The organism is Neobacillus sp. C211, assembly GCF_051842875.1.
GTDB lineage: Bacteria > Bacillota > Bacilli > Bacillales > Cytobacillaceae > Neobacillus.
The window spans coordinates 270395-294626 of sequence record NZ_CM122574.1; the positions used below are offsets into that span (position 1 = coordinate 270395).

General features: G+C 38.6%; 23 protein-coding genes and 1 riboswitch. Of the genes, 10 read left to right on the forward strand and 13 right to left on the reverse strand.

The window, feature by feature from the left end:
• Positions 1-127: 127 nt before the first annotated feature.
• Both ACSU6B_RS01415 and ACSU6B_RS01420 read left to right on the forward strand, forming a co-directional pair.
• Positions 128-625 carry a YajQ family cyclic di-GMP-binding protein gene (locus ACSU6B_RS01415; protein WP_088086042.1) on the forward strand — a complete coding sequence of 166 codons (498 nt, stop codon included), beginning with the start codon at positions 128-130 and terminating at the stop codon, positions 623-625.
• 113 nt (positions 626-738) lie between these two features.
• A complete protein-coding gene (locus ACSU6B_RS01420) occupies positions 739-1611 on the forward strand; it encodes an SDR family oxidoreductase (protein WP_410882139.1) in 873 nt (290 codons plus the stop codon).
• A gap of 213 nt (positions 1612-1824) precedes the next feature.
• Here the strand turns inward: ACSU6B_RS01420 and ACSU6B_RS01425 are convergent, their stop codons facing one another.
• The gene (locus ACSU6B_RS01425; protein ID WP_410882141.1) at positions 1825-3336 is read right to left on the reverse strand and encodes an alpha-amylase family glycosyl hydrolase; all 1512 of its coding nucleotides are present in this window, start codon (positions 3334-3336) and stop codon (positions 1825-1827) included.
• A 113-nt stretch (positions 3337-3449) separates the two neighbouring features.
• Positions 3450-5297 carry an asparagine synthase (glutamine-hydrolyzing) gene (gene asnB / locus ACSU6B_RS01430; protein WP_410882143.1) on the reverse strand — a complete coding sequence of 616 codons (1848 nt, stop codon included), beginning with the start codon at positions 5295-5297 and terminating at the stop codon, positions 3450-3452.
• 222 nt (positions 5298-5519) lie between these two features.
• Here asnB and ACSU6B_RS01435 point away from each other — a divergent pair, with 222 nt between their 5' ends.
• Positions 5520-6083: a DUF2777 domain-containing protein gene (locus ACSU6B_RS01435; protein WP_168242466.1), complete on the forward strand. Its 564-nt coding sequence runs from the start codon at positions 5520-5522 to the stop codon at positions 6081-6083.
• A 44-nt stretch (positions 6084-6127) separates the two neighbouring features.
• Here ACSU6B_RS01435 and ACSU6B_RS01440 read toward each other — a convergent pair whose 3' ends face one another.
• Positions 6128-7156, reverse strand: a complete 1029-nt coding sequence (locus ACSU6B_RS01440; RefSeq protein WP_410882145.1) for a ThiF family adenylyltransferase — start codon at positions 7154-7156, stop codon at positions 6128-6130.
• A 244-nt stretch (positions 7157-7400) separates the two neighbouring features.
• On the opposite strand from ACSU6B_RS01440, the gene ACSU6B_RS01445 reads away from it, so the two are divergent.
• A complete protein-coding gene (locus ACSU6B_RS01445) occupies positions 7401-9233 on the forward strand; it encodes an aldehyde ferredoxin oxidoreductase family protein (protein WP_168242464.1) in 1833 nt (610 codons plus the stop codon).
• A gap of 85 nt (positions 9234-9318) precedes the next feature.
• On the opposite strand, the gene ACSU6B_RS01450 is transcribed toward ACSU6B_RS01445, so the two are convergent.
• The 6 genes from ACSU6B_RS01450 to ACSU6B_RS01475 all read right to left on the reverse strand — a co-directional run bounded on the left by ACSU6B_RS01450 (position 9319) and on the right by ACSU6B_RS01475 (position 13034).
• Entirely contained in the window at positions 9319-9591 is a 273-nt protein-coding gene (locus ACSU6B_RS01450; protein WP_410882147.1) for a hypothetical protein, read from the reverse strand.
• A 1-nt stretch (position 9592) separates the two neighbouring features.
• Positions 9593-9865: a ubiquitin-like small modifier protein 1 gene (locus tag ACSU6B_RS01455; RefSeq protein ID WP_410882149.1), complete on the reverse strand. Its 273-nt coding sequence runs from the start codon at positions 9863-9865 to the stop codon at positions 9593-9595.
• Between the two features lie 129 nt (positions 9866-9994).
• Positions 9995-10354, reverse strand: coding sequence for a YisL family protein (locus ACSU6B_RS01460; protein WP_410882151.1), 360 nt, complete (start codon positions 10352-10354; stop codon positions 9995-9997).
• Between the two features lie 140 nt (positions 10355-10494).
• Entirely contained in the window at positions 10495-11403 is a 909-nt protein-coding gene (locus ACSU6B_RS01465) for a fumarylacetoacetate hydrolase family protein (protein WP_410882153.1), read from the reverse strand.
• A 129-nt stretch (positions 11404-11532) separates the two neighbouring features.
• Positions 11533-11727 carry a hypothetical protein gene (locus tag ACSU6B_RS01470; RefSeq protein WP_410882155.1) on the reverse strand — a complete coding sequence of 65 codons (195 nt, stop codon included), beginning with the start codon at positions 11725-11727 and terminating at the stop codon, positions 11533-11535.
• Entirely contained in the window at positions 11724-13034 is a 1311-nt protein-coding gene (locus ACSU6B_RS01475) for a CpaF family protein (protein ID WP_410882157.1), read from the reverse strand. The genes ACSU6B_RS01470 and ACSU6B_RS01475 overlap by 4 nt, the downstream gene beginning before the upstream one ends.
• A 126-nt stretch (positions 13035-13160) precedes the next feature.
• Positions 13161-13247, reverse strand: a riboswitch (cyclic di-GMP riboswitch).
• Positions 13248-13508: 261 nt separating this feature from the next.
• Between ACSU6B_RS01475 and ACSU6B_RS01480 the strand changes: the two genes are divergently transcribed.
• The 6 genes from ACSU6B_RS01480 to ACSU6B_RS01505 are packed head-to-tail and all read left to right on the forward strand — an operon-like array spanning position 13509 to position 15507.
• The gene (locus ACSU6B_RS01480) at positions 13509-13730 is read left to right on the forward strand and encodes a spore germination protein (RefSeq protein WP_214999694.1); all 222 of its coding nucleotides are present in this window, start codon (positions 13509-13511) and stop codon (positions 13728-13730) included.
• 18 nt (positions 13731-13748) lie between these two features.
• Positions 13749-13970 carry a spore germination protein GerPB gene (locus tag ACSU6B_RS01485; RefSeq protein ID WP_214999696.1) on the forward strand — a complete coding sequence of 74 codons (222 nt, stop codon included), beginning with the start codon at positions 13749-13751 and terminating at the stop codon, positions 13968-13970.
• 58 nt (positions 13971-14028) lie between these two features.
• The gene (gene gerPC / locus ACSU6B_RS01490; RefSeq protein ID WP_214732001.1) at positions 14029-14643 is read left to right on the forward strand and encodes a spore germination protein GerPC; all 615 of its coding nucleotides are present in this window, start codon (positions 14029-14031) and stop codon (positions 14641-14643) included.
• A complete protein-coding gene (locus ACSU6B_RS01495; protein ID WP_168242447.1) occupies positions 14640-14816 on the forward strand; it encodes a spore gernimation protein GerPD in 177 nt (58 codons plus the stop codon). Before gerPC ends, ACSU6B_RS01495 begins: the two co-directional genes overlap by 4 nt.
• Positions 14817-14821: 5 nt before the next feature.
• Positions 14822-15232 (forward strand): spore germination protein GerPE, encoded by a 411-nt coding sequence (locus ACSU6B_RS01500; RefSeq protein ID WP_410882160.1) that lies wholly within the window; start codon positions 14822-14824, stop codon positions 15230-15232.
• 56 nt (positions 15233-15288) lie between these two features.
• The gene (locus ACSU6B_RS01505; RefSeq protein ID WP_410882162.1) at positions 15289-15507 is read left to right on the forward strand and encodes a spore germination protein; all 219 of its coding nucleotides are present in this window, start codon (positions 15289-15291) and stop codon (positions 15505-15507) included.
• A 47-nt stretch (positions 15508-15554) separates the two neighbouring features.
• Here ACSU6B_RS01505 and addA read toward each other — a convergent pair whose 3' ends face one another.
• The 4 genes from addA to ACSU6B_RS01525 form a co-directional block, all read right to left on the reverse strand.
• Positions 15555-19340 (reverse strand): helicase-exonuclease AddAB subunit AddA, encoded by a 3786-nt coding sequence (addA, locus tag ACSU6B_RS01510; protein ID WP_410882164.1) that lies wholly within the window; start codon positions 19338-19340, stop codon positions 15555-15557.
• The gene (gene addB, locus ACSU6B_RS01515) at positions 19337-22819 is read right to left on the reverse strand and encodes a helicase-exonuclease AddAB subunit AddB (RefSeq protein ID WP_410882166.1); all 3483 of its coding nucleotides are present in this window, start codon (positions 22817-22819) and stop codon (positions 19337-19339) included. The genes addA and addB overlap by 4 nt, the downstream gene beginning before the upstream one ends.
• A gap of 170 nt (positions 22820-22989) precedes the next feature.
• Positions 22990-23544: a signal peptidase I gene (lepB, locus tag ACSU6B_RS01520; RefSeq protein WP_168242442.1), complete on the reverse strand. Its 555-nt coding sequence runs from the start codon at positions 23542-23544 to the stop codon at positions 22990-22992.
• Positions 23534-24199: a TVP38/TMEM64 family protein gene (locus ACSU6B_RS01525; protein WP_215015556.1), complete on the reverse strand. Its 666-nt coding sequence runs from the start codon at positions 24197-24199 to the stop codon at positions 23534-23536. The genes lepB and ACSU6B_RS01525 overlap by 11 nt, the downstream gene beginning before the upstream one ends.
• Positions 24200-24232 lie beyond the last annotated feature (33 nt).

The following is a 24232-nucleotide window of genomic DNA, read 5'->3' on the forward strand; positions in this document are numbered from 1 at the left end:
CTTCTTTCTTTTTCGGAGAATTTTCCTAAGCGGTTGTTACAACTGCTATATTTTACTATAATGTACCCATAAAGGGAAACTTTAGCAGGCTGGGTTTCACATATCGTTATAAAATGGAGGTTTTGTTATGTCAAAAGATAGCTCATTTGATATTGTATCTCAAGTAGACTTATCTGAAGTTTCAAATGCGATTGCCCAAACCATGAAGGAAATTGGCACTCGCTATGATTTTAAAGGCAGTAAAAGTGAAGTCTCACTTGATAAAGAAAAAGAAGAGCTTGTTCTTATTTCAGATGATGAATATAAAATGGACCAGCTTAAAGATGTTTTATTTAGCAAATTGATGAAACGAAGCGTTCCCGTTAGAAATCTTGACTATGGGAAAGTCGAAAAAGCATCAGGCGGAACTGTTCGCCAAAGAGCCAAGCTTGTTCAAGGTATTGATAAAGAAAATGCCAAAAAAATCAATACAATTATTAAAAATAGTGGAGTCAAGGTAAAAAGTCAGGTACAGGACGACCAAGTTCGTGTTAGCGGTAAAAACCGCGATGATTTACAAAAAATAATCTCCCTCGTGCGCGAAGCGGACTTAACTGTAGATGTCCAGTTTATTAATTATCGGTAAAACAAAACGGCGGAAGGATTTAAAATCCTTTCGCTTTTTATTATCTTTATTTTTCATAATTTAACCCATTTAACTAAAACTAATTGTGAGTAAACACTTGGAGGTTTTAGTAAATGAGCAACAATCAAAATAAACAAAAGAATATCTTTCCACCTCAGCATCAGAACCATCAACCTGGCATAGAAAGTGAAATGGATCCTCGGCCTATTTCAGTTGATCCTAATTATAAGCCTGGAGGAAAATTAGCAGGGAAGACAGCGATTATTACCGGTGGCGACAGTGGTATAGGAAAATCAGTTGCTATTTATTTTGCCAAAGAAGGGGCAGACATTGCTATTGTCTATTTAGAAGAGCATCAAGATGCAGAAGAAACTAAACAAATGATTGAAGCCGAGGGTCGAAGATGTCTTCTTTATTCGGGTGACATTGGCAATGAAGATTTTTGTAAGGAGACTGTCAATAAGATTCATTCTGAGTTTGGCCATTTAGATATACTCGTCAACAATGCAGCGGAACAACATCCGCAAAAAAGCTTATTGTCAATTACTTCGGATCAATTGGAAAAAACGTTCCGAACGAATATTTTCTCCTTTTTTTATATGACTAAAATGGTTCTGCCTTTTTTAAAACAAGGGGCATCCATCATTAATACTGCCTCGATTACTGCTTACAAGGGGAATGAACAATTATTGGACTATTCAGCTACAAAAGGTGCGGTTGTCTCCTTTACCCGCTCTTTAGCGATGTCTCTTGCACCTCAAGGGATTCGTGTTAATGGTGTGGCTCCAGGTCCCATTTGGACACCACTCATTCCATCGACTTTCCCCGCAGACCAGGTTGCAGCTTTCGGATCAACTACCCCAATGGGGAGAGCAGGACAACCATTTGAATTGGCCGCAAGCTATGTTTTCCTGGCTTCAGTTGACTCCTCCTATGTAAGCGGGCAAATGATACATGTAAATGGCGGAGAAATTATCAATGGATAGAAAAGCGGAGGCGCCCGTTTAGCGGCGTATGGACTGGAGCGCTTTGACTGAGATAAAGGAAACACGGAGAGCGAAGCGATTCGATGTTGACTTATCGTAGGGAAAAGAGCGAGGTCCACTAGACGCTGGGCGCAGGAGCTAGACAGTTATCTAAGTTCAAATACTTATACTTTTATATCTTTTAAAAAAAATGTCGGGGATTTCCCCGACATTTTATCTTCTTCGTTTCCTTATTTTATAAAGAAATAAGAAACACAACAGGTATACAACGGCTAAGCTAGCAATTAATGAGAATTTGATGCCACTTTTCTCAGCTAAAACATATACCTCTGAATTATCCCGATCAAGGATGATCATGTATTTATTATCTTCACTTTGAACTTTATCTCCTGCCAACAGGCCCCGCAGCTCTTTTCCACCTTCAATTTGACTATTTGTTAACGTAACACTTTTGGATTTACTCGAATTATTGATTGCAATTATTGACGTTTCACCTTTATAAACTCGTTTATAAACTGCCATTCCCTTTTGATCATAGAGCATTTCCATTGTCCCTCTTGTTAGCGATGGAAGCTGATTTCTTAATTCACTCACCTTGGTAATATAATCAATTAGGTCCTTTTCCGCTCGAAAGCTCATTTGCCCACGGTTATCCGGGATTTCTCCCCCATTTAAAGCAATTTCACTTCCATAATAAAAGAAGGGGATTCCAGGGGTCGTGTAAAGATAAACCAATGCTGTTTTCCAGCGTGAGCCAGGGAATTGTTTCTTTGCCACAATGTCACTCGTAAATCTTGACGTATATTCGTTATCCATAAAATTTGCCCTTAATAAGGAGTTCAGACCATTATCAGCATCCGAATAAAGTGTGCTGAAAGATTGATCCGTACCTGCAAACGTTTTTCTTAACTTTTCGCTATACGAATAATCAACTACACTATCTATTCCGGCACTTTCATACTCTTTCAAATTAGTTGAAGTATTTTTTGACATGACTCCCAACAGAAAGAAATCCTTGTTTTCTTTCTTAACTTCAGTTGAAAAATCTGTCCAAAAGCTTACTGGAACATAATTTACTTCTGGTAGACTAAGCCCATCAATGTCTGTTTTATTAATCCACCATTTTGCTGCATCAATTAAGTATTTTTTTACTTCAGGGTTGTCCTGATTAAGGTCAGGCAGGCCCTCCGACCAGCCCATTTCAAGCTCCTTCTGATTTTCATTTCCAGCTAGGGTATCCTTTTTTTCATGAAACCAGTCCTGCTTATTAGTATCACTTAACCATGGATGGTCCGCGGCTACATTATTCGTCACAAAATCCATGATAACCTTCATCTTTCGCTTATGCGCTTCTTTTACAAGCGTTTGGAAAGTCTTAATTGTGCCAAAATGCTCGTCTACTTTGTAAAAATCATTCACCCAAAAACCATGGTAGCCATTCTTCACATTGTCAACTATCGGAGTTAGTCGAATCGAAGTAAATCCCATATCATGGATGTAATCCAATTTATCAATAATACCTTGGATATCACCGCCGTTATATGCTAATGGGTCTTTGGCATTAACATCGATGTCATTTTTTCTATCCCCGTCGTTAAAACGATCTACCATGATAGAATAAACGGATTCATCCTGCCACAAACGTTCTTCTTTTTCAACAGCAGCATTTGCAGGAAATGATGAATTTAGTAATAATAGCATTAAAATAAAAGTAATTTTTTTCATAAAGTTATATCCTCCTCTAAAAAAAGAAGAGGATATCCTCTTCCCTACACCATTTTAATCTAATCAAGTCCTTATTCCAAATTTTAATTCTTCGTTTTATCGGAAATTCATTTTTAATTTACTATGTTAATATTGTAATCCTTAAACCATGTGTGGAGCTGCACAAGATATGCCAATAACTGTGGTCCTGTCATCAACTGCCCAAACCAAGGTTCTTGAAATGAATTTCCACCAGACTTGACGATACTCTCAAGCTGTTCTTTATTAAAAAATTCATGCAATGCTGAGGATTTATCTTGTAATATATTTTCCACCAGTTTTTGAACGGCAATGGTATAGGCAGGATTATGTGTTTTTGGATAAGGGCTTTTTTTCCGGTACAATACTTCCTCTGGTAATATACCTTCAAAGGCTTTTCTAAGAATCCCTTTTTCCCTGCCTCGATACATTTTCATCTCCCATGGGATATTCCATACATATTCGACAAGACGGTGATCAGCAAAGGGAACTCTGACTTCCAGGCTTGCGCCCATGCTCATTCGGTCTTTCCGATCAAGTAATGTCGTCATAAAATTAATCATATTTATATAAAATAATTCTCTGCGCTTAGAATCTTCCCCGCTTTCACCCTCTAGCCTTGGGGTTTCGGCGACCGCTTGATAATACTTTTCCATAACATAGTCATTTAATTTTAATTTTTCCTGCCAATGCGATTTCAACAAATTTTGTCTTTCAGATACAGATCTCATCCACGGAAATCCTGGACGTTCTAAGTCTTGTTTTCGATGGAACCAAGGATAACCCCCAAAAATTTCATCCGCACATTCCCCTGAAAGGCTGACAACAAAATCCTGTTTGATTTCCTTACAAAACCACAGTAACGATGAATCCACATCAGCCATCCCTGGAAGATCTCTGACATGTGTAGCTTCCACCAAATCATTGACCAATTGCTTTTGAGTAATAATTTTGTTATGGTGCTTTGTATTAAATTTATCCGTTATCATTTGAATAAATTTCCCATCAGCATCCGGCTGGAATTCATTTGAAGAAAAGAATTTGTCATTACCCTCATAATCGATTGAATAAGTGTGTAACTGCCCCTTATTTTGGTCCTTGAATCCTTTTGCGGCAATGGCCGTGATGATGCTAGAATCTAGTCCGCCAGATAAAAAGGTACTTAGAGGAACATCGGATACAAGCTGCCTTGTTACCGCATCGGTGACTAAATAACGGACCTTTTCTGCTGTTTCTTCCACATTATCCTTGTGTTCACCACTTTTTACATTCCAATATCTCCAAATTTTCAAACCATTTTTTGAAAATGTTAATGCATGGGCTGGTCTTAGTTCTTTAATCCCTTTAAAAACACCAGAACCCGGTGACCTGGAAGGGCCGATTCCAAAGATCTCAGCAAGCCCCTCTTGATCAATCTCTGTTTTCACTTCTGGATGGGCTAAAATAGCCTTGGTTTCAGAAGCAAATAAAAGCCCCTTCTTGTGTTCTCTGAAAAATAATGGTTTAACCCCTAAGCGGTCACGTCCAATAAAGAGCTGTTCCTTCTTACAATCCCAGATGGCAAATGCATAAATCCCATTTAAGTAATTTACACACTCTTCCGCCCATTCTATATAGGCAGATAATAGAACTTCTGTATCAGAATGACCTTTAAATGAATATCCTTTAGTATGGAGAACTTTGCGGATATCTTCTGTATTATATAATTCCCCATTGTAGCAAATGGTGTAATCGAAGCCGTCTTTTTGTTTGGACATTGGCTGCCTTCCCCCTTCAGGGTCGACAACAATAAGTCTCTTATGGCCAAAAGCGACATGTGTCTCAGACCAGATGTTGGTCTCATCAGGTCCTCTTTTTGCCAGTGTTTTTGTCATTTTGGTAAGTGTACCCGCCTCGTTCTTAAGTGATTTATCAAAATTAATCCAGCCTGTAATACCACACATTTCCTATCACACTCCTCATTAACAGAACTGCTGTACATGAATTCATGTTTTTATAGTATTCAGCCCATGGGAAATGGTTAATTGTCCGAATAGAAAAGCGGAGGTCGATGGAGTAAGCCAACAATTCATATGATTTAAAAGATAATACTTTATCTTTCAGTTATAAAATTTCATGAAGATGTCTAAAAAGAATATGATAGCATCTGGGCACGGAGGTTAATAATGAATCGACAACAACGAATGAGACTTTACGATTTTCAGGAAAGAGCATATACAGAAGGAACTGTTGAACAAATTAATGAACAATGGATTTTTTTTGATGAGGAAACAGAAGAAGCTGAAATGTTAGATGATTACCTTCAGCAAGAAATAGAAGTCTTCCGAATGAATCGTTGGAAGAAAGGTAAATTGTATGAAACAGGAAAGGTCCGAATTGGAAACGAAGCAACGATGCTTCGTAACCATGATTTAGTAAGAATTAGGAAACATTTAATTTATTCTCTTGAGCGGCTTTTAGATGGGATTAATGATGATGCTTTTTTTCAATTCGTTACCACTTTGAACTCGTTAAACTTTTCTATTTACGATTGCATCTATTGTTACAACCATTTATCCTTCTTATCGGACGAAAATCGAAAGGATGGAGTTAATTTTTTGGTTTTCGATAATCAAGAGCAAATTTGTAATGTCCAGCACCACTTTTGTTACTTTGAAAAAGTTAATGATCGATTTGAATTTACATTAAATACCGGAAAACGATTAGTGATCGAAAAAATGATATCATAAGAAAAAGGCTGGGGCAGCTCCCACGCCTTTTTTTTGGTACCAATTTAGTTCCCGATGTATTTTGAATAAAGCAATTTTGCTTGGACCACATCATTTGTCCCATGGATCAATACACGTGCATCTTTAAATACGACAATAGAAATATCTTCTTCTGGAGTAAAACGGATTAAGTAGTCATTTCCTGATACTTTGCCACTTTTCTTGAGATTCGCAGCCAACTTTTTTACATCTAAGTCGAAATTATTTCTTGGATTGATTTGGACTGTATTACGCCCACAAAGTGTCGTGTAGGCCACCTGAAGTTCCGAGGATCGATCTAAAAAATCAAATTGATGATTCACACATGTCGGACAATTAGGATTTCTCCCCTCCGAAATATCCATTTGCATGGTGGTATAATCCCAAATATCAATTTGTTCTAGATTAGGTGTAGTCTTTTCATCAATTAATATTTTCATTGTTTCCATGACTTGAAAGGAACCGATAATATCCGTCAATGGTGACAATACGCCAACTGTATCGCAGGTTTCCCCCGTCCCAGTTGGGACATGTGGAAAGAGACAGCGGTAGCAGGGGGTAATTCCGGGTTTTATCGAGGCAAACATGCCTCTTGAACTAACAGCAGCACCATGAACCCAAGGAATTCCGTACTTTACGGCCACATCATTGATTAAAAAACGTGTCATAAAATTATCAGTGCCATCAACGATACAATTAAAATCCGTTAATAATTCTTCCGCATTATCTAGGTTTAAATCAGCGATTACTGCATCGACTGTAACAGTAGAATTAATTCGATTTAATCTTTTTTTTGCAGCAATTACCTTTGGGAGCTGTAATTTTGCATCCTCTTCATCAAAAAGTGTCTGCCGCTGCAAATTTGATAGTTCAACCAAATCCCTATCAATTAACCTTATATAGCCAACCCCTGAACGAACCAGATGATTTGCGATTACCGTGCCAAGTGCACCAACTCCGACAATTGCCACTTTGCTATTTTGCAATTTTATTTGTCCTGACTCCCCAATCTGTTGAAAAAGAATCTGTCTTGAATAGCGTTCTAAATCACTCATGATCCACCTCTTTCCTAAGTTAAACTGTAATCATGAACCGCAAAAGAAAAAGTTATATTACTATTATCTTACCAAATTATTTTTGATTGTCTTTTATAAATAATTTAATTTTAAAAATATTGAAAAAGAGATATAATAAATATTGGGTTTTAGTATAATTTGGTAGGAATCTCTTATAACAATATCTAATATTATAAGAGATTAGTATATATTTTTTTAATATGGGAAAGAAGGGGGAAACACTTTGAATCTAGGCGGTTTTAAAAACAAAGAAGTATTAGTCGACTTAACAAATGGTGTGGTTGATTACAGAGGAATCAACCAAGATGATGCAGTTAAGTACATAGGTGGTCGTGGCCTAGGGGTTAAGTATGTTTTAGATAACGGCCCTGAAGTCGAGCCATTATCTGCAGAAAATATCATTTGTATTATGACAGGCCCTGTCACAGGCTCCCGTTCTTCGATGAGCGGACGTCTTTGTGTTGTTACTAAATCTCCGCTGACTGGCACTGTAACGGATTCACACATCGGCGGGTGGACTGCAGCGCGTCTCAAATGGGCAGGCGTGGATAATATTATTTTTTCAGGAAAAAGTGACAAGCCTGTATACCTATTTATTGAAGATGGTAAAGCAGAGCTTCGTGACGCTTCAAACCTTTGGGGAACTAGCACACGAGCCTTTATTCAAGCAATGAAAGACGAACACGGTGAAGAGGACCTAAGTGTTATGACGATTGGTCAAGCAGGTGAAAACACCGTCCGCTTTGCTGCATTTATTAATGAACATGACCGTGCTGCAGGCCGTGGTGGTACAGCTGCTGTTGCGGGCTATAAAAAATTAAAAGCAATTGTTATCAAAGCCGCTCAAAAAGGCAATATGCCACAACCAAAATTAGATACCGATTACAAAGATGCCAATAAAAAAGCTGTAAAGGCGATCCTTGATGGCGGCTTAACAGCTCCTAATAAAGGCGGATTATCCGTATATGGAACAAATGTATTAACCAACTTGATCAATGAAGTGGGAGCGCTTCCAACAAAGAACTCCCAATTAACACACTGGGATGAAGCAGAGAAACACAGTGGTGAATATTACAACACTAATTTACGTGTTGCTAACAAGACCTGCCATGCCTGCCCAGTTGGTTGTAAAATTGAAGTAGAAGTAAAAGATGGGAAGTATAAAACACGAGTAGAGAGCATTGAATTCGAATCCGCTTGGTCGCTTGGCTCCAACTGTTTATTAAGTGATGCAGAAGCGATTTCATTTATGATCGACCGCTGTAATGAATATGGGCTTGATACAATTGAACTTGGACATTGTTTCTCCGTTACAATGGAAGCTTTTGAAAAAGGAATTATTACCGAGGAACTAATCTGGGGCGACGCCGATTCAATGATTGAATTAACCAAAAAAATCGCCTTCCGTGAAGGATTTGGCGGCGTACTTGCTGAAGGGCCTGCACGTGCAACTGCACTTTGGGGTGCACCTGAATTATCAATGTCTGTTAAAGGCCAATCCATCCCTGCCTATGATCCTCGCGGCATTCAAGGTATTGGACTTGGTTACGCTACAAGTAACCGCGGTGCATGTCACCTTCGTGGGTACACTGTAGCCAGTGAAATTGCTGGTATTCCTGAACCAACTGACCGCTTAAAGCCAGAAGGAAAAGGCGAATTACTAAAAGTATTCCAAGATATGCTAGCATTCTCAGATTCTATGAATATTTGTAAGTTCTCATCCTTTTCAGAAAACGCAGAGCATTATGCGGAGCAATACAGTGCAATGACTGGAGTTCAACTAACAGCTGAGGATGTTATGAAGGCTGGGGAAAGAATCTATAATCTTGAACGTTATTACAACAATCTTGCAGGCTTTAATAAACGTGAAGATGACTTCCTTCCAAAACGTTTTACAGAAGAACCGGCGTCTGGAAACAGTGCGGGCCATGTAAGCCGGATGGATATCATGTTAGAAGAATATTATCAAGTTCGCGGCTGGAAAGACGGACTCGTAACAGATGAAAAGCTTCGTGAATTAGGAATTATCGATCCTGAAGTAAAACAACCTGTCTAAGACATTACTTTAAGAAAGCTTCTGCACCTATGCAGAAGCTTTCTTTTAATACGTAGGTTTTTGACATCGCTAACGCTATTCTTAATCAGCCGCCAATTCTGGTTGTTTTATAGCGGTAATTTTTGATTAACACATCTAAAGCATGATCGTCCTTTGCACAAAATCGCACTTGGACGGTATTCACCTTAAAACTTGAAGTAAAAGAAATTTCCTCTTCCGAAAGTATTTGTCCCTTCCAGTTATCCGCCTCATAGACGTAAGGAAACCTATCTGTTCTCTGTAAAGCACCAAGTTCTTCAAAATACATGCCAAGATGTTCAATACTAATACCACGAAACTCTAATTCTCTGATAACCATATCAGCCACCTGCAACAGGCGGAAAAAGAGCAAATTGATCCTTTTCTTCTACTTTTGTCTGAAGGTCATCAAGGTGGATGATATTTCTTCCGTTTACATAGACATGAACAAATGGAAGCAGTTCCTTTTCAGTTGTAAAGATTTCATCTTTTAATAGTGGAAACATTTCTATCATTTTATCAAGTACATCTATTACCCGTTCACCATCAGGTTGAACGTCTACTATTACCCCACCGCATATTTGCCGGAGATTAGCAAACACTTTTACGAGCATATGAATCCTCTCCTCTCTACTTATTTCAATATTAAGACCAAACTAAGCAGTTGTCACTTTGTTTATTATTTTTGCAAATATAAAAAGGCTGACGAAGTGTTCGACAGCCTTTACTAGATAACGCTAAGATTATGGGTGTAAAAATGACATGGGTAATTTTGCAAAGCCTAGGTATAATACAAGCACCCATGCAATGATAAACTGAATCCAGAATACAGAAGTTCTTCTGTTATTAGCCACACGTCCAAGGATCATTTCAAATAATCCGATTATCCATAGACCTACAACCGCTTTTAAAATATACCACACGTCAATTCTGTAAACCGAAAACAGAAGTCCTACACCTGTTGCTATTATAACTAAGTATAATACTCGTAAGATCATTTGTAGAATTTTAAATCCTTTTGCTTTTCCACTTTTATGTAAGGAAATTGCAACGAAAAATAAAATTAAAGCTAAAACCCATGCAGTGATATGACCGTGAATCAATACAGTACCTCCTAATGAATGAAATTCATTTATTTCGACCTTATCATACCATAAAACATTAATAAAAACGAAAAAAGTAAATCAATCTAGTAACAAACATGGATATGTTACCCTACTATTTTGAGGTGTTTAAAGAGTGCCTATTGCTTAATGGTATTTTTCAGTGTTCCAATCTTTTCAATGGTGACTTCCATCTGATCGCCAGGGGATAGAAATTTAGGAGGCTTAAACCCTTTTCCTACTCCAGCAGGTGTTCCGGTCGCTATAATATCTCCTGGTTCAAGTGTCATTCCGGCTGAAAGAACGGAGATAACCTCCTCAATTGGAAAAATAAAATTCTTTGTATTTGAATTCTGTCTTACTTCCCCATTTACTCTTGTTTCTATATGTAAATGGTTTGGATTTTCAATCACACTTTTATGGACAATCCATGGTCCCATCGGACAGGTAGTATCTAAGCTTTTACCAATGAAAAATTGCTTGTGTCTTGATTGTAAGTCTCGTGCGGTCACATCATTCAGAATGGTATAACCAAAAACGTAGTCGAGGGCCTCCTCTTTTTTTATCGCCCTTCCCTTTTTACCGATGACGACAGCTAGCTCCCCTTCATAATCAAGTTGATTTGTTACATCTTGATGGTTTAGGACTGTTTCATTCGGTCCAATAACCGTTGTAGGGGCTTTCGTAAAGACCATTGCATGTTCCGGGATATCTGCTTCACTTCCCATTTCAATCGCATGTTCTGCATAATTTTTTCCCACACAGAAAATATTCTTGTTTGGTCTTGGAATAGGAGCTAGCAAGGTGGCTTCATCCAAGGAGACATATAAAGAATCAGCATGCCCACCACTAATTACCCAATCGTGCAAAACTTGGACTTGTTCGATAAAACTTTCTCCTAAATCGATACATTCCTGCATTGAAGAAGGAAAACTTCTCTTCCCTGTCCTTGCTTCTTCAGCAGAATTTAATAAAAGTACTTTTGATTCATCTTGGTCTACTAAACCAACAAATGTTTCTTGATTACGTTCTACTGTTACAAATTTCATGTTTTCACCTCAATTTATAGTAATCACACTTACCATATTAAAAGAAACAGATGAACCGAACAAATAAAAAGAATTAAAAAAGGCTGAACCCTAATTAAATGGAATCAGCCTTAACTATTTTTAAAAGTTTCAATAAATTGGATGATTGCTGGTCCTAATTTTCTGCTTCCTTTTCCCCGGGCATTCTCTTTTTACATCGTTCATTGATAAGTAATGCTGCACTCGATCCTGAACCTTATTTTCTGATAAAAACAACACCTTAAAGATAGACCAGAATAATATAATCTCCGTTAATAAGAAAAAAATCAGGAGCAGTCCAATCATTGCCGCCACTCCTCATTTTCTATAAACACGGACGACGGAATTTGAATTCCAGATGCCTCTAGACGATCATAAAATTTAGGGCGGACACCGGTAGGTACAAGCCTTCCGATTATTTTCCCTTCTGAGTTAAGTCCTTCTTGTTTAAAAGAGAAGATATCTTGGAGAACGATAATTTCTCCTTCAATCCCTTGTACCTCAGTTATATTGACAATTTTTCTTGTTCCGTCTTTTAAACGTGTTTGCTGTATAATCACATCAATTGCCCCGGCAATTTGCTCACGTAGTGCTTTTATCGGAAAATCTACACCAGATATAAGAACCATTGTTTCCAACCGAGCAATCATATCTCTTGGGCTGTTTGAGTGCCCTGTAGCCAATGAACCATAATGTCCCGTATTCATTGCCTGCAGCATTTCAAGCGCTTTTCCTCCACGTACTTCCCCGATAATAACGCGGTCTGATCTCATCCGTAGTGAGTTCCTGACAAGATCCCTAATGGAGATGGCTCCTATACCTTTTATATTGGGCGGACGTGACTCTAGGGATATCACATGCTCTTGTCCTAATTGAAGCTCGGCTACATCCTCAATAGTTACGATTTTTTCATCATCTGGGATAAAATTTGACAAAACATTGAGTGTGGTTGTTTTGCCAGATCCTGTTCCTCCGCTGACAAACATATTTAACCGTGCTTTCACACAAGCATCTAGAAAGATAGCCATTTCCTCTGTGACTGTTCCTAAGTTAATCAAATCTTCAATCTGGTAGGGATCCTTTGAAAATTTCCTGATTGTTATAGTTGGTCCATTTAATGCCAAGGGGGGAATGATTGCATTAACACGCGATCCATCCGGAAGCCTGGCATCTACCATTGGAGAACTTTCATCTATTCTCCGTCCCAGTGGGGCAACGATTTTATCTATTACACTCATGACATGTTCATTGTCTCGGAATTGAACTGGCGTTAACACCAACTTCCCTTTTCGTTCACAGTAAACTTGGTTGGGTCCATTCACCATTAGCTCTGAAACATCTTCATCTAAAAGGAGGGAATTAATTGGTCCGAAACCAGTTAGGTCGTTGATTAGCTCATCATCTACTTTTTTCCGATCAATTTGCCCGCGTAATTCTTCATCTTCTTTTATTATTTCGACTGTCATTCCGTCAAACTTTGGAATGATTTCCTCAATTTCTTGCTCTTTTAACTCTTGCAAAATTTTCTTATGAAGAACATTCTTTAATTCCTGATGTTTGTTAGCTTTTTTCGCCTTTTCATTTTCCTCGTCCATTAAAGGTGTCTTCAACAATTTTCACCTCCGTGAAATAGAAATAGCCCCACCTTTACCAAAGGGGGGATAGAATTCATAGAACAACCATATATACATAGAAAACCTATGCAGACATAGAATATCTATTTTGAAACACCCTGATCTTTCGGTAACTGGCTGGCTTAGTGCAAATGCACCTTAGCCCCTGTAGCTTTGCGTCACTGATTTTCATCAGCTTTGCCTTTATCGAGACTCAGTGTTTATTTTTCCGACTGATCTCTTAATCACATAATAGAACGTTTTACCCTTATCGGATATCCTGCTATTTTATCATTTTGCATTGTGAATCATAGGTTAATTGAACTATTTTTTATTCATACCCCTAAAAACAAATAAATAAAAGTGTAAATAAACTTAAATGACCTCGGTTTCCAATATATTTGGGCGAATCAATCACATTACCTGTGCCCATACATAGGATGTAGAAGATACTATGAAAAAAGGGTGTTGAAAATGCCAGCGATTGTTGGAGTTGCACAGGTCATTACACTTGGCAGCAGTTCTGTTTTCCATATTGGAGATGTTTATAAAATTATGCCATTTTCCAATGCAAAAACCTTTTCCGGTGCTGGTTCCTTTAACACAGGGGATAGCTTACGGCTCCATAATAATGTTAGTTCCACGAATACCAATGATCCTGATGTATATGATCAAGGAATTGCACTTAATGCTTAATGAATGGGTGATTTTCAAATGAATTTCTATATCCAGCAGTCCATTCAGATTAATTTTATTAAAATTGGCGGGATTACCAATTCCTCCGTCCTACAAATAGGCAGTGCGGGGATTATCAAACCTACATCTCATTTATATAATACCGGTGGATTTACACAACCCGCACCAAAAACTTCAGGCTCTTTATTAGGGACACCAGCCGTACCATTACAAGCTGCTGTAAGAGAACAAGATAGGTAAGCTCCCTATCATATAGAAATCGATAAACTTATTGGCGAAATAATTGTGAGGTGATTACATGTATCAGGATTATTCCCAATATCTTCAATGGCTACAGATGTGTATTCAAGCACAGGAGCAGCGAATTCTAACTTTAGAGAACGCTCTCCAAAAAATGAAAGAAGATATCAAACAATTAAATGAAAAAAAAGCCATCCATGTTGATAAAATTGAATATAAATTTGATCAATTGAAAGTTGAGACTCTTGAAGGAACATTAAACATAGGTCTAAACCCATCGGAATTATCAGGAATCGAGGACTTCGCAGTACAAAATCAATCCTTAACCACACCAATATCACCCAAGGATCAAATGCAAAGATCAATGAAAATCGAGGAAGCTATTTACAGATATTTAGAAACAGATTTACCTCAATTAGTTGAAAATGCCCAAAGGGAATTAACCGTTCAACCGAATGATGAATATTTATCGTTCATAAAACAAGACATCATTAAACAGCTTCCTATCAGGATTGAACAACATATAAACGCCCATTCCTCTGGCAGCCGCTCTTTTGAAAATGCGCCTTCGGACGATTTAGTTATTGAAGCATTAAAAAAGGAAATTCAAAATGGGGTATTTGTTTTTTTCAGCAATTTACCTGAAAATATGAAAGGGATGAAAACAGAATGAACTTCGAGGTTTATAACCGAGAACTCTTTGTCCAAAACATAAAAATCACTGGGGTAGCAAGCTCCTCGTTAGTAATGGTGGGAGATACGGAAACGATCCAATTGGCCTCAACCTTTGATACCCCTGCAGAATCGCTAATCATAGGTCCGTTTGTTCCCCTATCACCGGAGTGACCATCATGTTGCAGAGAACCTCTTGTGTAGACACTATAAATATTAGGATTGCCTCATTTTCCTCTACGGTACAGCTAGGGGATTCCTGTATCATTAATGGACTTTCAAGAGCAATCGCTGTCCAAAGGGAAGCTGAAGTATTTTATGGAAATGAGGGGAATTTATCCTCTTATCGAGTCTTTTCCGAACCTATTCCTTTTCTACCTATCAATGAACCTTTTTCATACTCCCGTCAAAATCCAAACCCACTAATTAAGGTAAGTAAAATTGATATTATCGGGATATCATCAGCTTCCCTTTTACACGTTGGGAACAGCCGCCATGTTTCTATGGAGGCTAGAATTAAGCATATTCGACAGTTACTTCCTATTCAAAGAAAAGAAGAAGAAGTAGTAGAAGAACAGGGACAAAGATAAAAGCATAAGTTACTTTAAGAGAAAATGCCGGGAATATACTAAAAAGGATGTTTGTCATGCCAGCGATTATTGGTCCTGTCCAAATCCTTCACGTAAGTGGAGGTATAGTGCAATTTGGAGATACCGTGTATATCTCTCCAAAGAGCACCTCAAAGACAAATGCTGGTTCAGGTGCATTTAATACTGGTGGATTTATCATATCGAATTCCGGATTAAGTGGAACCAATGTTCTTGATACCAAGTTAATTGACCAGCCAATTGTCGGGAATAATTAAAAAATGACATGAACCATCCTAAATGGTCTATGTCATTTTTTGTTCGTTTAATCCTTTTCAACCTTCAAAATATGAGCTCCATCAAAGAAAAACAAGTACTTTTCTGTAACCTTTCTTTTCCATATTTGTTCAATTGCTCTTGTATATAAGTTAATTTGCATCTTGTAACGGTCTTCAAGTATGGACTTTGCTTGGTCAAACCCACCTTTATACCTGTCGGAAATTTGATCCGTTTTATAATCGACCAAAATAAGACCGTTTTCTTCCTCAAAGACACAGTCAATGATCCCTTGCACAAAAACAGATTCTTCTTCATCCTTCCAAGTGGGGTACACATCACGAGCAGGCATGGAAAGGGTAAAGGGAACCTCTCTGTTGATTGCTTTTGCGTTAAAATATCTAATCCCTAAATCTGAATGAAAGAATTGAACAATTAAATTTTTATCAATGACCTCTGCTTGGTCAGAGGTTAACAATTCGTTGTTTACCATCCATGTTAACTGTTCCTGGAGAGATTCTTGACTAACTGAATTGGTTAAATCTACGTGCTGCATAACCATATGCATGGCAGATCCCCGTTCAGCTGGACTTAATTGCTTTTCCTGCATAAATTTCGGGCGTTTAACTATCGACTTTTTATAGCGATTCACAAGGTCCGTCCCACTTTGTTCATCTGCCATTTCTCTTTGGCGTTTCATTTCAGAAACGGATTGCTTGGAGCGATGGGCTGCGGCACTTGGGAAGGAATATTCCCAGTCTAAGCGCGACTTAATTTCTTTAACAAATGGCGACGTGGCTGGGACATGTTCCCCTTTTTGGACCATTTCAAGAAATTGGTCTTCATTCATTCCGATTTCTAATTCCGTCTTCTTGATTTCTTCCGCACTTATTAGTGAAATTTTCCATGAAGAAGGATGACATGTAATTTCCTCAGGAACAAGGGCATTTCCCGTACCACTAAGCCTTAGTTCATTGGCGTCCTGATGGCGAACAAGCGCTGGTCCAATCCAGTCAATATAGCTTGAAACCGCTGCCCGCTCATAATCCTTTAACAACCATTCTGTATGGGAGGAAACTTCATTCCATTGGTCGATTTTTTTTTGAGCATCTTTAAGCGTAGCCGTTAAATAAAGTTTTTCTTTCGCCCTTGTCATCGCCACATATAACACGCGCATTTCTTCCGCAAGCATCTCCATTTTCTTTTTTCGCTTAAAAGCAATTTGCGGTAAGGATGGGTAAGAAATCCTTTTTTCCGCATTTACATACTTAGATGCAAATCCGTATTCTTTATCGAGCATATATGGTTTCCGAACATCAGCCATATTAAAAGTCCGTGCCATTCCCGCCATGAATACAACGGGAAATTCAAGTCCTTTACTACTATGGATGGTCATTATCCGAACAACGTCTTCTTGCTCACCAAGTGCCCTTGCTGCACCAAGATCGTCCCCTCTTTCAATCATTCTCTCGATAAAACGAAGAAACCTGAACAATCCACGGAACGATGTTTGTTCGTATTGTCTAGCTCTGTCATATAATGCCCGTAAATTAGCTTGGCGCTGTTTTCCCCCTGGTAAACCGCCGACAAAGTCATAAAACTGGGTATCACGGTAGAGCTGCCAAATTAACTCCGACAACGAACCCTGTCTTGCCACCCCGCGCCACTCTGTTAGAAAGTCATAAAAGCGGCGCAGCTTTTCGTAAAATTCGGCCGTATTTTTGGCTTCTTTACTCTTGCAAAAAGCGGTAACAGCCTCCCAAAAAGAGCCTCGCTTCTGATGAATGCGGATGATTGATAGTTCTTCTTCGTTCAACCCAACGATGGGTGAGCGTAAAACAGCTGCAAGCGGTATGTCTTGGAAGGGATTATCAATAACTCGTAGTAATGAAATCATAATTGCCACTTCGGTTGCATTAAAATACCCTGTTGAAAGATTAGCATAAATAGGAATCCCTTGTTGCTTAAACTCTTCGATAATTTGCGGAGCCCAAGTCATTGAACGGAGCAGGATGACTGTATCCCGATACATAAACGGCCGATTGGATTTGGTTTTTGTAGTATATACCGGTGCTCCACTTGCTACTAGCTCTTTTATTTTAGAAGCAATTATCCTCGCTTCGAGTTGGGATTGTTCAAGACCGATAGCATCAAATTCTTCTAGTTCTGACACCTCTGTCTCGCCTTCCGTTACAGGCGACCCATTATCCTGGGCATTTTGATCAATAAGCAAAAGTTCTACCGGATAGGGCTCATCGTCTGGATACGGTGCGCCAGCACGCAACTCTGCCGCCTCATCGTATTCGATTTCACCAACTTTAATCCCCATAATTTGTTTAAATAAATAATTGGTTGCATCGAGCACTTCTTTTCGGCTTCGGAAATTTCTTGCTAGATCAATACGTAGTCCCGTAGAATCTCCGTCGGCTTTAAAGCGATTATACTTGCCTAAGAAAAGGTTCGGCTCAGCCAAACGAAAGCGATAAATCGACTGCTTAACATCTCCGACCATAAACATATTACCATTCAACTCATCCTTTTTAGTTACAAGCTTTAGGATGGTTTCCTGGACCATATTAGTGTCTTGATATTCATCGCAATAGACCTCTTTAAAATGCCTTTGGTAAGCGAGTGCCGCCTCGGATGGAAGAAATTCTCCCTCTGCTGAGATTTCCTTTGTCAAAATTGCAAGGCAGTAATGCTCTAAATCTGCATAGTCTACAAGCCCTTTTTCTCTTTTTACCTTTTCAAACCGCAGAGAAAATTCTTTGACAATATGAACTAGGGTTTCTATTAACGGCCGCATCTCATCCATATCACGTAAAAAGCTTTCAGGCTTTCGCGTAAATAGCTCTTCTTTGATATCTTGGATTTTTTTCTTCGCTTTTTCTCGAAGTTTTTGGGCCTTCTCTGTCAGCTCTTTATCATAGTGGTCACCTTTCACTTGCTTTGCCCGTGAAAAAGACCAGGTCTGCATTGCTTGATATAGAGTTTCCCATGAGTCCTGCTTGGCAAGGAGAAGAGTATCAATTATCTTTAAATCATCTAAAAAGTTTTCAGCTCTCGGTGCCGGTCCGCCAGGGAGCTTTGTTACTTCTAATCCCCGCTTAATCATTTCTCTGGAAGCTTCTAGTTGCAACTCAATATCAAAAAGAAGTGCCTGAATAAAGGAGAGTTCGGCTAGATTATTAATAGCTGAAACATCATACATACGAATGATTGACTTTAAATATTGGTCCGGTAAGGGATTGGAGCGAGCAAAATCGTATATCGACCGTACAATATCCATTAATGCAGCATCACTTCGATCACTTGTGAATGAATCGACCAAGTTGAAGAATGCCTCATTATCTTTTTTCCCGTATTCTTCTTCAAACAACTCGTCCATCACTTCATCTCGGATTAATTGTGCTTCTGTTTCATCGGCAATTCGAAATCCAGGATCGACATCGATTAAGTAATAATACTTTCGAATCACTTCCATACAAAAGGAATGAAGTGTTGAAATCGATGCTTTATTTAATAAGCTCAGTTGCTTTCTTAAATGGCGCGACCACGGGTCTTCATCAATGGCTTTTTCTAATGCTTCCCCAATCCGATGGCGCATTTCTGCAGCAGATGCATTCGTAAAGGTCACCACCAATAATTCATCGACATTCATCGGGTCTTCTTTTGACAGGATTTTTTGGATCATTCTTTCCACTAGGACAGCCGTTTTTCCCGAACCTGCTGCTGCTGCGACTAGGATGTCTCGATCCTTTGACATAATTGCTTTCCATTGGTCGTCTGTCCATGTCACGTCTTCTGGTTTAGGGGGTATGACGAAATTTCTCAAGATTGACGTACCTCCTTCCTAATTAGTTCTAAAACATCTTCCTTCGAGTGTGGTGTGAGAACCCGGAATTGATTCGTTTCAATTGATTCATCAAATTGACATACTGATTTATAAGAACAAAATGTACAAGGTGTTTTGTCCTTTAATTTATAAGGAGCAATGTTTATTTGACCATCAATAATGGCGTTACCTGTTTTCTGATATAAATTCCGGACATACGTTTTCAAATCGTCAAATTCCGATAAACTGGCAACCTTGGATTTTTTGGATAAATTTCCATCTTTTTTTATTCCTGCGGCAATAATATGCGAATCACCAGATTCAAGTGTTTGATCCATAAGCCGGATCACATTTTGATCGCTTAACATTAATCCATTCATCTTAAACTTTTTCATCATTTCCTTTTCAATTTCATCAATCGTTAGCATTTTAGTTGTATTAATGAATGGATTATGGACGTGAAAATAGAGGACACCCGCAGGACTTGCTTTCATCTCAACCAATTCATTCGAATGGGTCATGACAATATCCAGGTAGGTTAACATTTGCAGGGCAAGTCCATAATATACTTCGCTAAAATTGACATCCTTTTCACTTGATTTATAATCAATCACTCGTAAAAAGACGCTGTCGTCTTCCGCTTTTGCCTGATCGACTCTGTCAATTCTTCCGGCCAATTCCATTCTCTTTCCATTTTTCAGTGAAAATGTTAGTGGCGGCAGTTTTCCATTGGGTCCAAAGCCTAATTCCAAACCAATCGGTGAGAATCCACTTACCTTTGCATGCTCACTTAATACGACAGAAGCACGTGTAATAATTTGCTCCAATTTCCGTTTAATATAATGATGGCGCTCTGAGCTTAACAATATTTCGTTTTGCAGTTTAGGGGCTAGTGACTTGACCGCTTCCTTAGAAAGGGTTTCACATTGTTTCCTCGATAGCTCGGCCCAAGAAAGGTTTTGTTCATTAACAATATCTGCAATCTGCTTTAATGCCGCATGAAACAGCTCCCCAATATCCGGAGCCTCCAAACGAAAAACTTGCCGGTCACGAAGCTTTAGTCCATGCTGAGCGAAATGAGAAAATGCGCAGGAGTTATATAATTCCATTCTAGAAACACTGGCTTGAATGGCCTCACCATATAATTCATCCGCTGAGTCTTTAGAGAGCTGTACGGCTGAATTTGTATAAAAAAGGCTTGAAAACACTTTTTGAGCTTTGGCCTTTCCCGAACTTCCAAGGTAATAGTTATATACATCCCACCATAAATTTGAAATGGGGTACCCTCGCATTTTCCATTGAAGCTGCGCATTAAGGAAAGATAACGTCGTTGTAAAATTTGAAATAAAGCCTAGTTGACTGGGCTCCGAAACTTGTGATGGGTCTGTCACATAAAATAGCTCATTAGCATTAGGAAACATATCTTTTATTCTCTTAATATACGAAGAAGGAATTAACGCTTTTCCTTCATCATTCGCAAGTGGATAACTAACATAAAGGGCTTCTGATGGTGCTGTAAAAGCTTTATAAGCAAGAAAATTTTCATCCAGCAAACGTGTCCGGCTGCTTGGTGCGATTTTAACACCTGTTGCTAGGAGCATTTCCCTGTCTTCATCAGAGAGGATTCCTTCATCAGATATTTTTGCAGGCAAAATTCCTTCATTAACACCAACTACGAATTCTACTTTGATTTCATTTAGCCTTGATTTTTCTAAATCCCCAATCAGTACCTGATCAAGTGCCGGCGGAATAAGTGAAAAATGTAAGGATTCAAATCCTGACTCTAAAACAGCAGCAAACGCCTTTAAAGTGACTTGCTCTTCCCCTAGAATTTCAACGTATTGGTCCAGGAGATCAATCACGGCATTCCATACTTGTTCATGCTCCCGCATTTTTACAAGATTACCTTTTTCTTCGGCAGCTGCTTTCCATTTTTCAAGCTTTGTTGGGACATCCAATTCCTCTAGCAGCAAATAGATGGCTTCACAAAATTTTCGGCCTGAATCCGCTTTTTTCAAACGTCTTGATAACCGTAAAATGGGTGCAGTTACCATAAGCTTTAATTCATTTAACTCTTGTTCCATTTCTTTTTCAAGGTCTGTTTGCGAGTTTACCTCTAATTCCAGCCCTCGAATACGTCGATAGCTCCAACGCTCTTTTTTCGTCCATTTACTTCCGTTAATTCCGTAAGCTAAACAATAATTCTCTAGTTTATCCATTTTCTCACGCATTTTTGCTGACTTTTCTTGCAGGGGATATAGCAATTCTGTCTTGATCATTCTGAACACCGGCTCATAGCGCCAGTAGGAATTAATGACTTCAAGGCTTGAGCGAATGAATTCGATCAATGGATGGTTCAGCATCGTTCTTTTTTGGTCAATAAAATAGGGAATCTGATAATCGTCGAAAACTGGTTCAACAATCTCATGATAGTCCCCACCATTTCGAATTAATAAAGCGATATCCCGGTACCGGTATCCCTTTGTCCTGACTAATTGGCGAATTTCTCTTGCAATCCCTTCAATCTCAGCTCTACGGTTTACGGCTTGGCAAATATTAATTTTTGTCTCACCAACATATGCTACTGCAGGCCGGGCATCAAATTTTTCTTCAAAATGACTTAAAGACGGCTCTGTCCATTTTCTTTGTTCTTTTAGAACAACAGACTGCTCGATTTCAATACCATTAGCTTTAGCTAAATCATAGAGAGAATAACTAGTCTCACCTGATAAGCGAAACAGATCAAGCTCGTCCGGTGGAGAATTAATCGAGAGGTGATCAGTCGTCAATGCAATTGAAACGTTTTTACAATGTTTCATCAATTCGATCATTACTTGATATTCCTGCGGTGAAAAACTATAAAAACCATCAATATATATTTCTGCATCTTTTAAATATGAAGAGGAGGATACTTTCTCGGATAGGAGTTGAAAGTAATCCTCCGAATCGATATATTTACCAAATACTTCGTCCTCAAACTTTTTATAGATCATTTCTAAATCACGAAGTTTATCATTTAAGGCATTGGTATCTTCACCCGATAAGGATGAGCCTTGAATTAGCTCCTCTGGCCTAATACAGTAACGTTTAAATTCTGTTATCATTTGCTCAAGCTTTTGGATAAAACCATTCTTATCTGCAGCTCGCTGAAAAAGCTTTAGTTGTTCCTTTTGCTCATCGATGATTTTGCGTATTAACATACTCATCCCGACGCTACTTAAATGTGTTCGGCTAATCCCGCCTGTTTCTTGCAAGATACGCCACGCCAAGCGGGAAAAACTATAGACTTGGGCACGAATCATTCCGCTAATTGCCGGGTCAGTTGCCAAGCGATATTCAGATAAAAACGTCATCTGCTCTGGAACGATATAAATGATCGGTGTCCCATCTGGTTTTTCCACAAGCCGCCCCTTTATTTCATCAAGGAACATAGCTGTTTTTCCGCTTCCTGACCGACCGATTATCATTCTTAATGACATGTAAAAACCTCGCTTTCCACAACCACTCATAAACTTTATAACTCCCATTCTATCATAAAACAAGCACAAACGTTTGTATTACCATAAAACAGATTAGAGGCAGAAATGGTAATTTTATGACAGAAAAAAAACACGATTTAATCATCGTGCTCCTCCCTTAATCTATTCATCTAAAAATGGACGTCCATTTCATTTAATGGCCAATAACGTAAATCAACTTTGCCGACAACTTGACTAGCTGAGATAAAACCGAATTGACGGCTGTCCCAACTACCTAATCGATTATCACCAAGGACAAACAATTTCCCATCAGGAACTATATTTTCACCGGTTATTTCCTTTAAACTAAAATCTCCAGTAATCCTGATTCCAGGTGATTTTTGTTTATAAACATTTAAAAATGGCTCCTCATACTTGTGCCCATTTATATACAATAGATCATCTCGATATTCAATTTTATCCCCTGGCAGCCCAATAATACGTTTGACAAAGTCCTCTTTTTCATTGGCATGAAAAACGATGACATCAAATCTGTTCAATTCCCCGACTTGATAACCAAGCTTGTTGACTACCAGTTTGTTACCATCCTGTAGCGTCGGCATCATCGATTCGCCTTCTACAACATAATTTGAAAAGAAAAATGTACGAATAAAAGCAAAAATAATGATACCAATCGCAAAAGCCTTCGCCCATTCCATGCCTTCCTTTTTCCATTCAATCTTCATTAAAGCTCCTCCGTTTCTCCTGCTTATAATTTCTATCTATTTCACCATTATGGTCAGTTTCCGTGCCCTTATTCATTCTGCCTTCAATTCTTTTACCAACATACCAAAGAATGAAAATAACAAGCAAAACTACAACAGTCCGAAGAGGCTTCGTCAGTAATGACTGAATATCATAGCCAACAAAACTAATCGTGAAAATCATCACCATTTTCCCAATACACACGGACAGCATGTATTGGGAAAATCGAATTTTGGAAAGACCAGCGACAATGTTAACGACTGCCGAAGGTGTAAATGGAAAACAAAGCAGTAGAAAGAGTGGGCCAAACCCATGACGATCTACCCAGTCCATTAGCTTACGGACTTGAGGGTGCTTAGGTAAAAAGGATAATAATCTTTTTTGCCCATACCTTCTAATAAGCGAAAATACGAGCATTGCCCCGATACAGGCTCCAAGCCATGAATACAAAAATCCTAACCAAAGTCCAAAGGCACTGGCATTAGCCATTACAAATAAAAACAATGGGAGAAATGGCAAGAATGCTTCAATGACAATAAGCAATATGCCTGGTATGGGTCCAAGGGCTCGGTATTCTTGAATAAGACTCATAATATGTTCAAGTGTAAACCATGCTTTTAATGATTCAATATCCATCCGGTTTCTCCTCATTTTTACTAATAGCTGTGC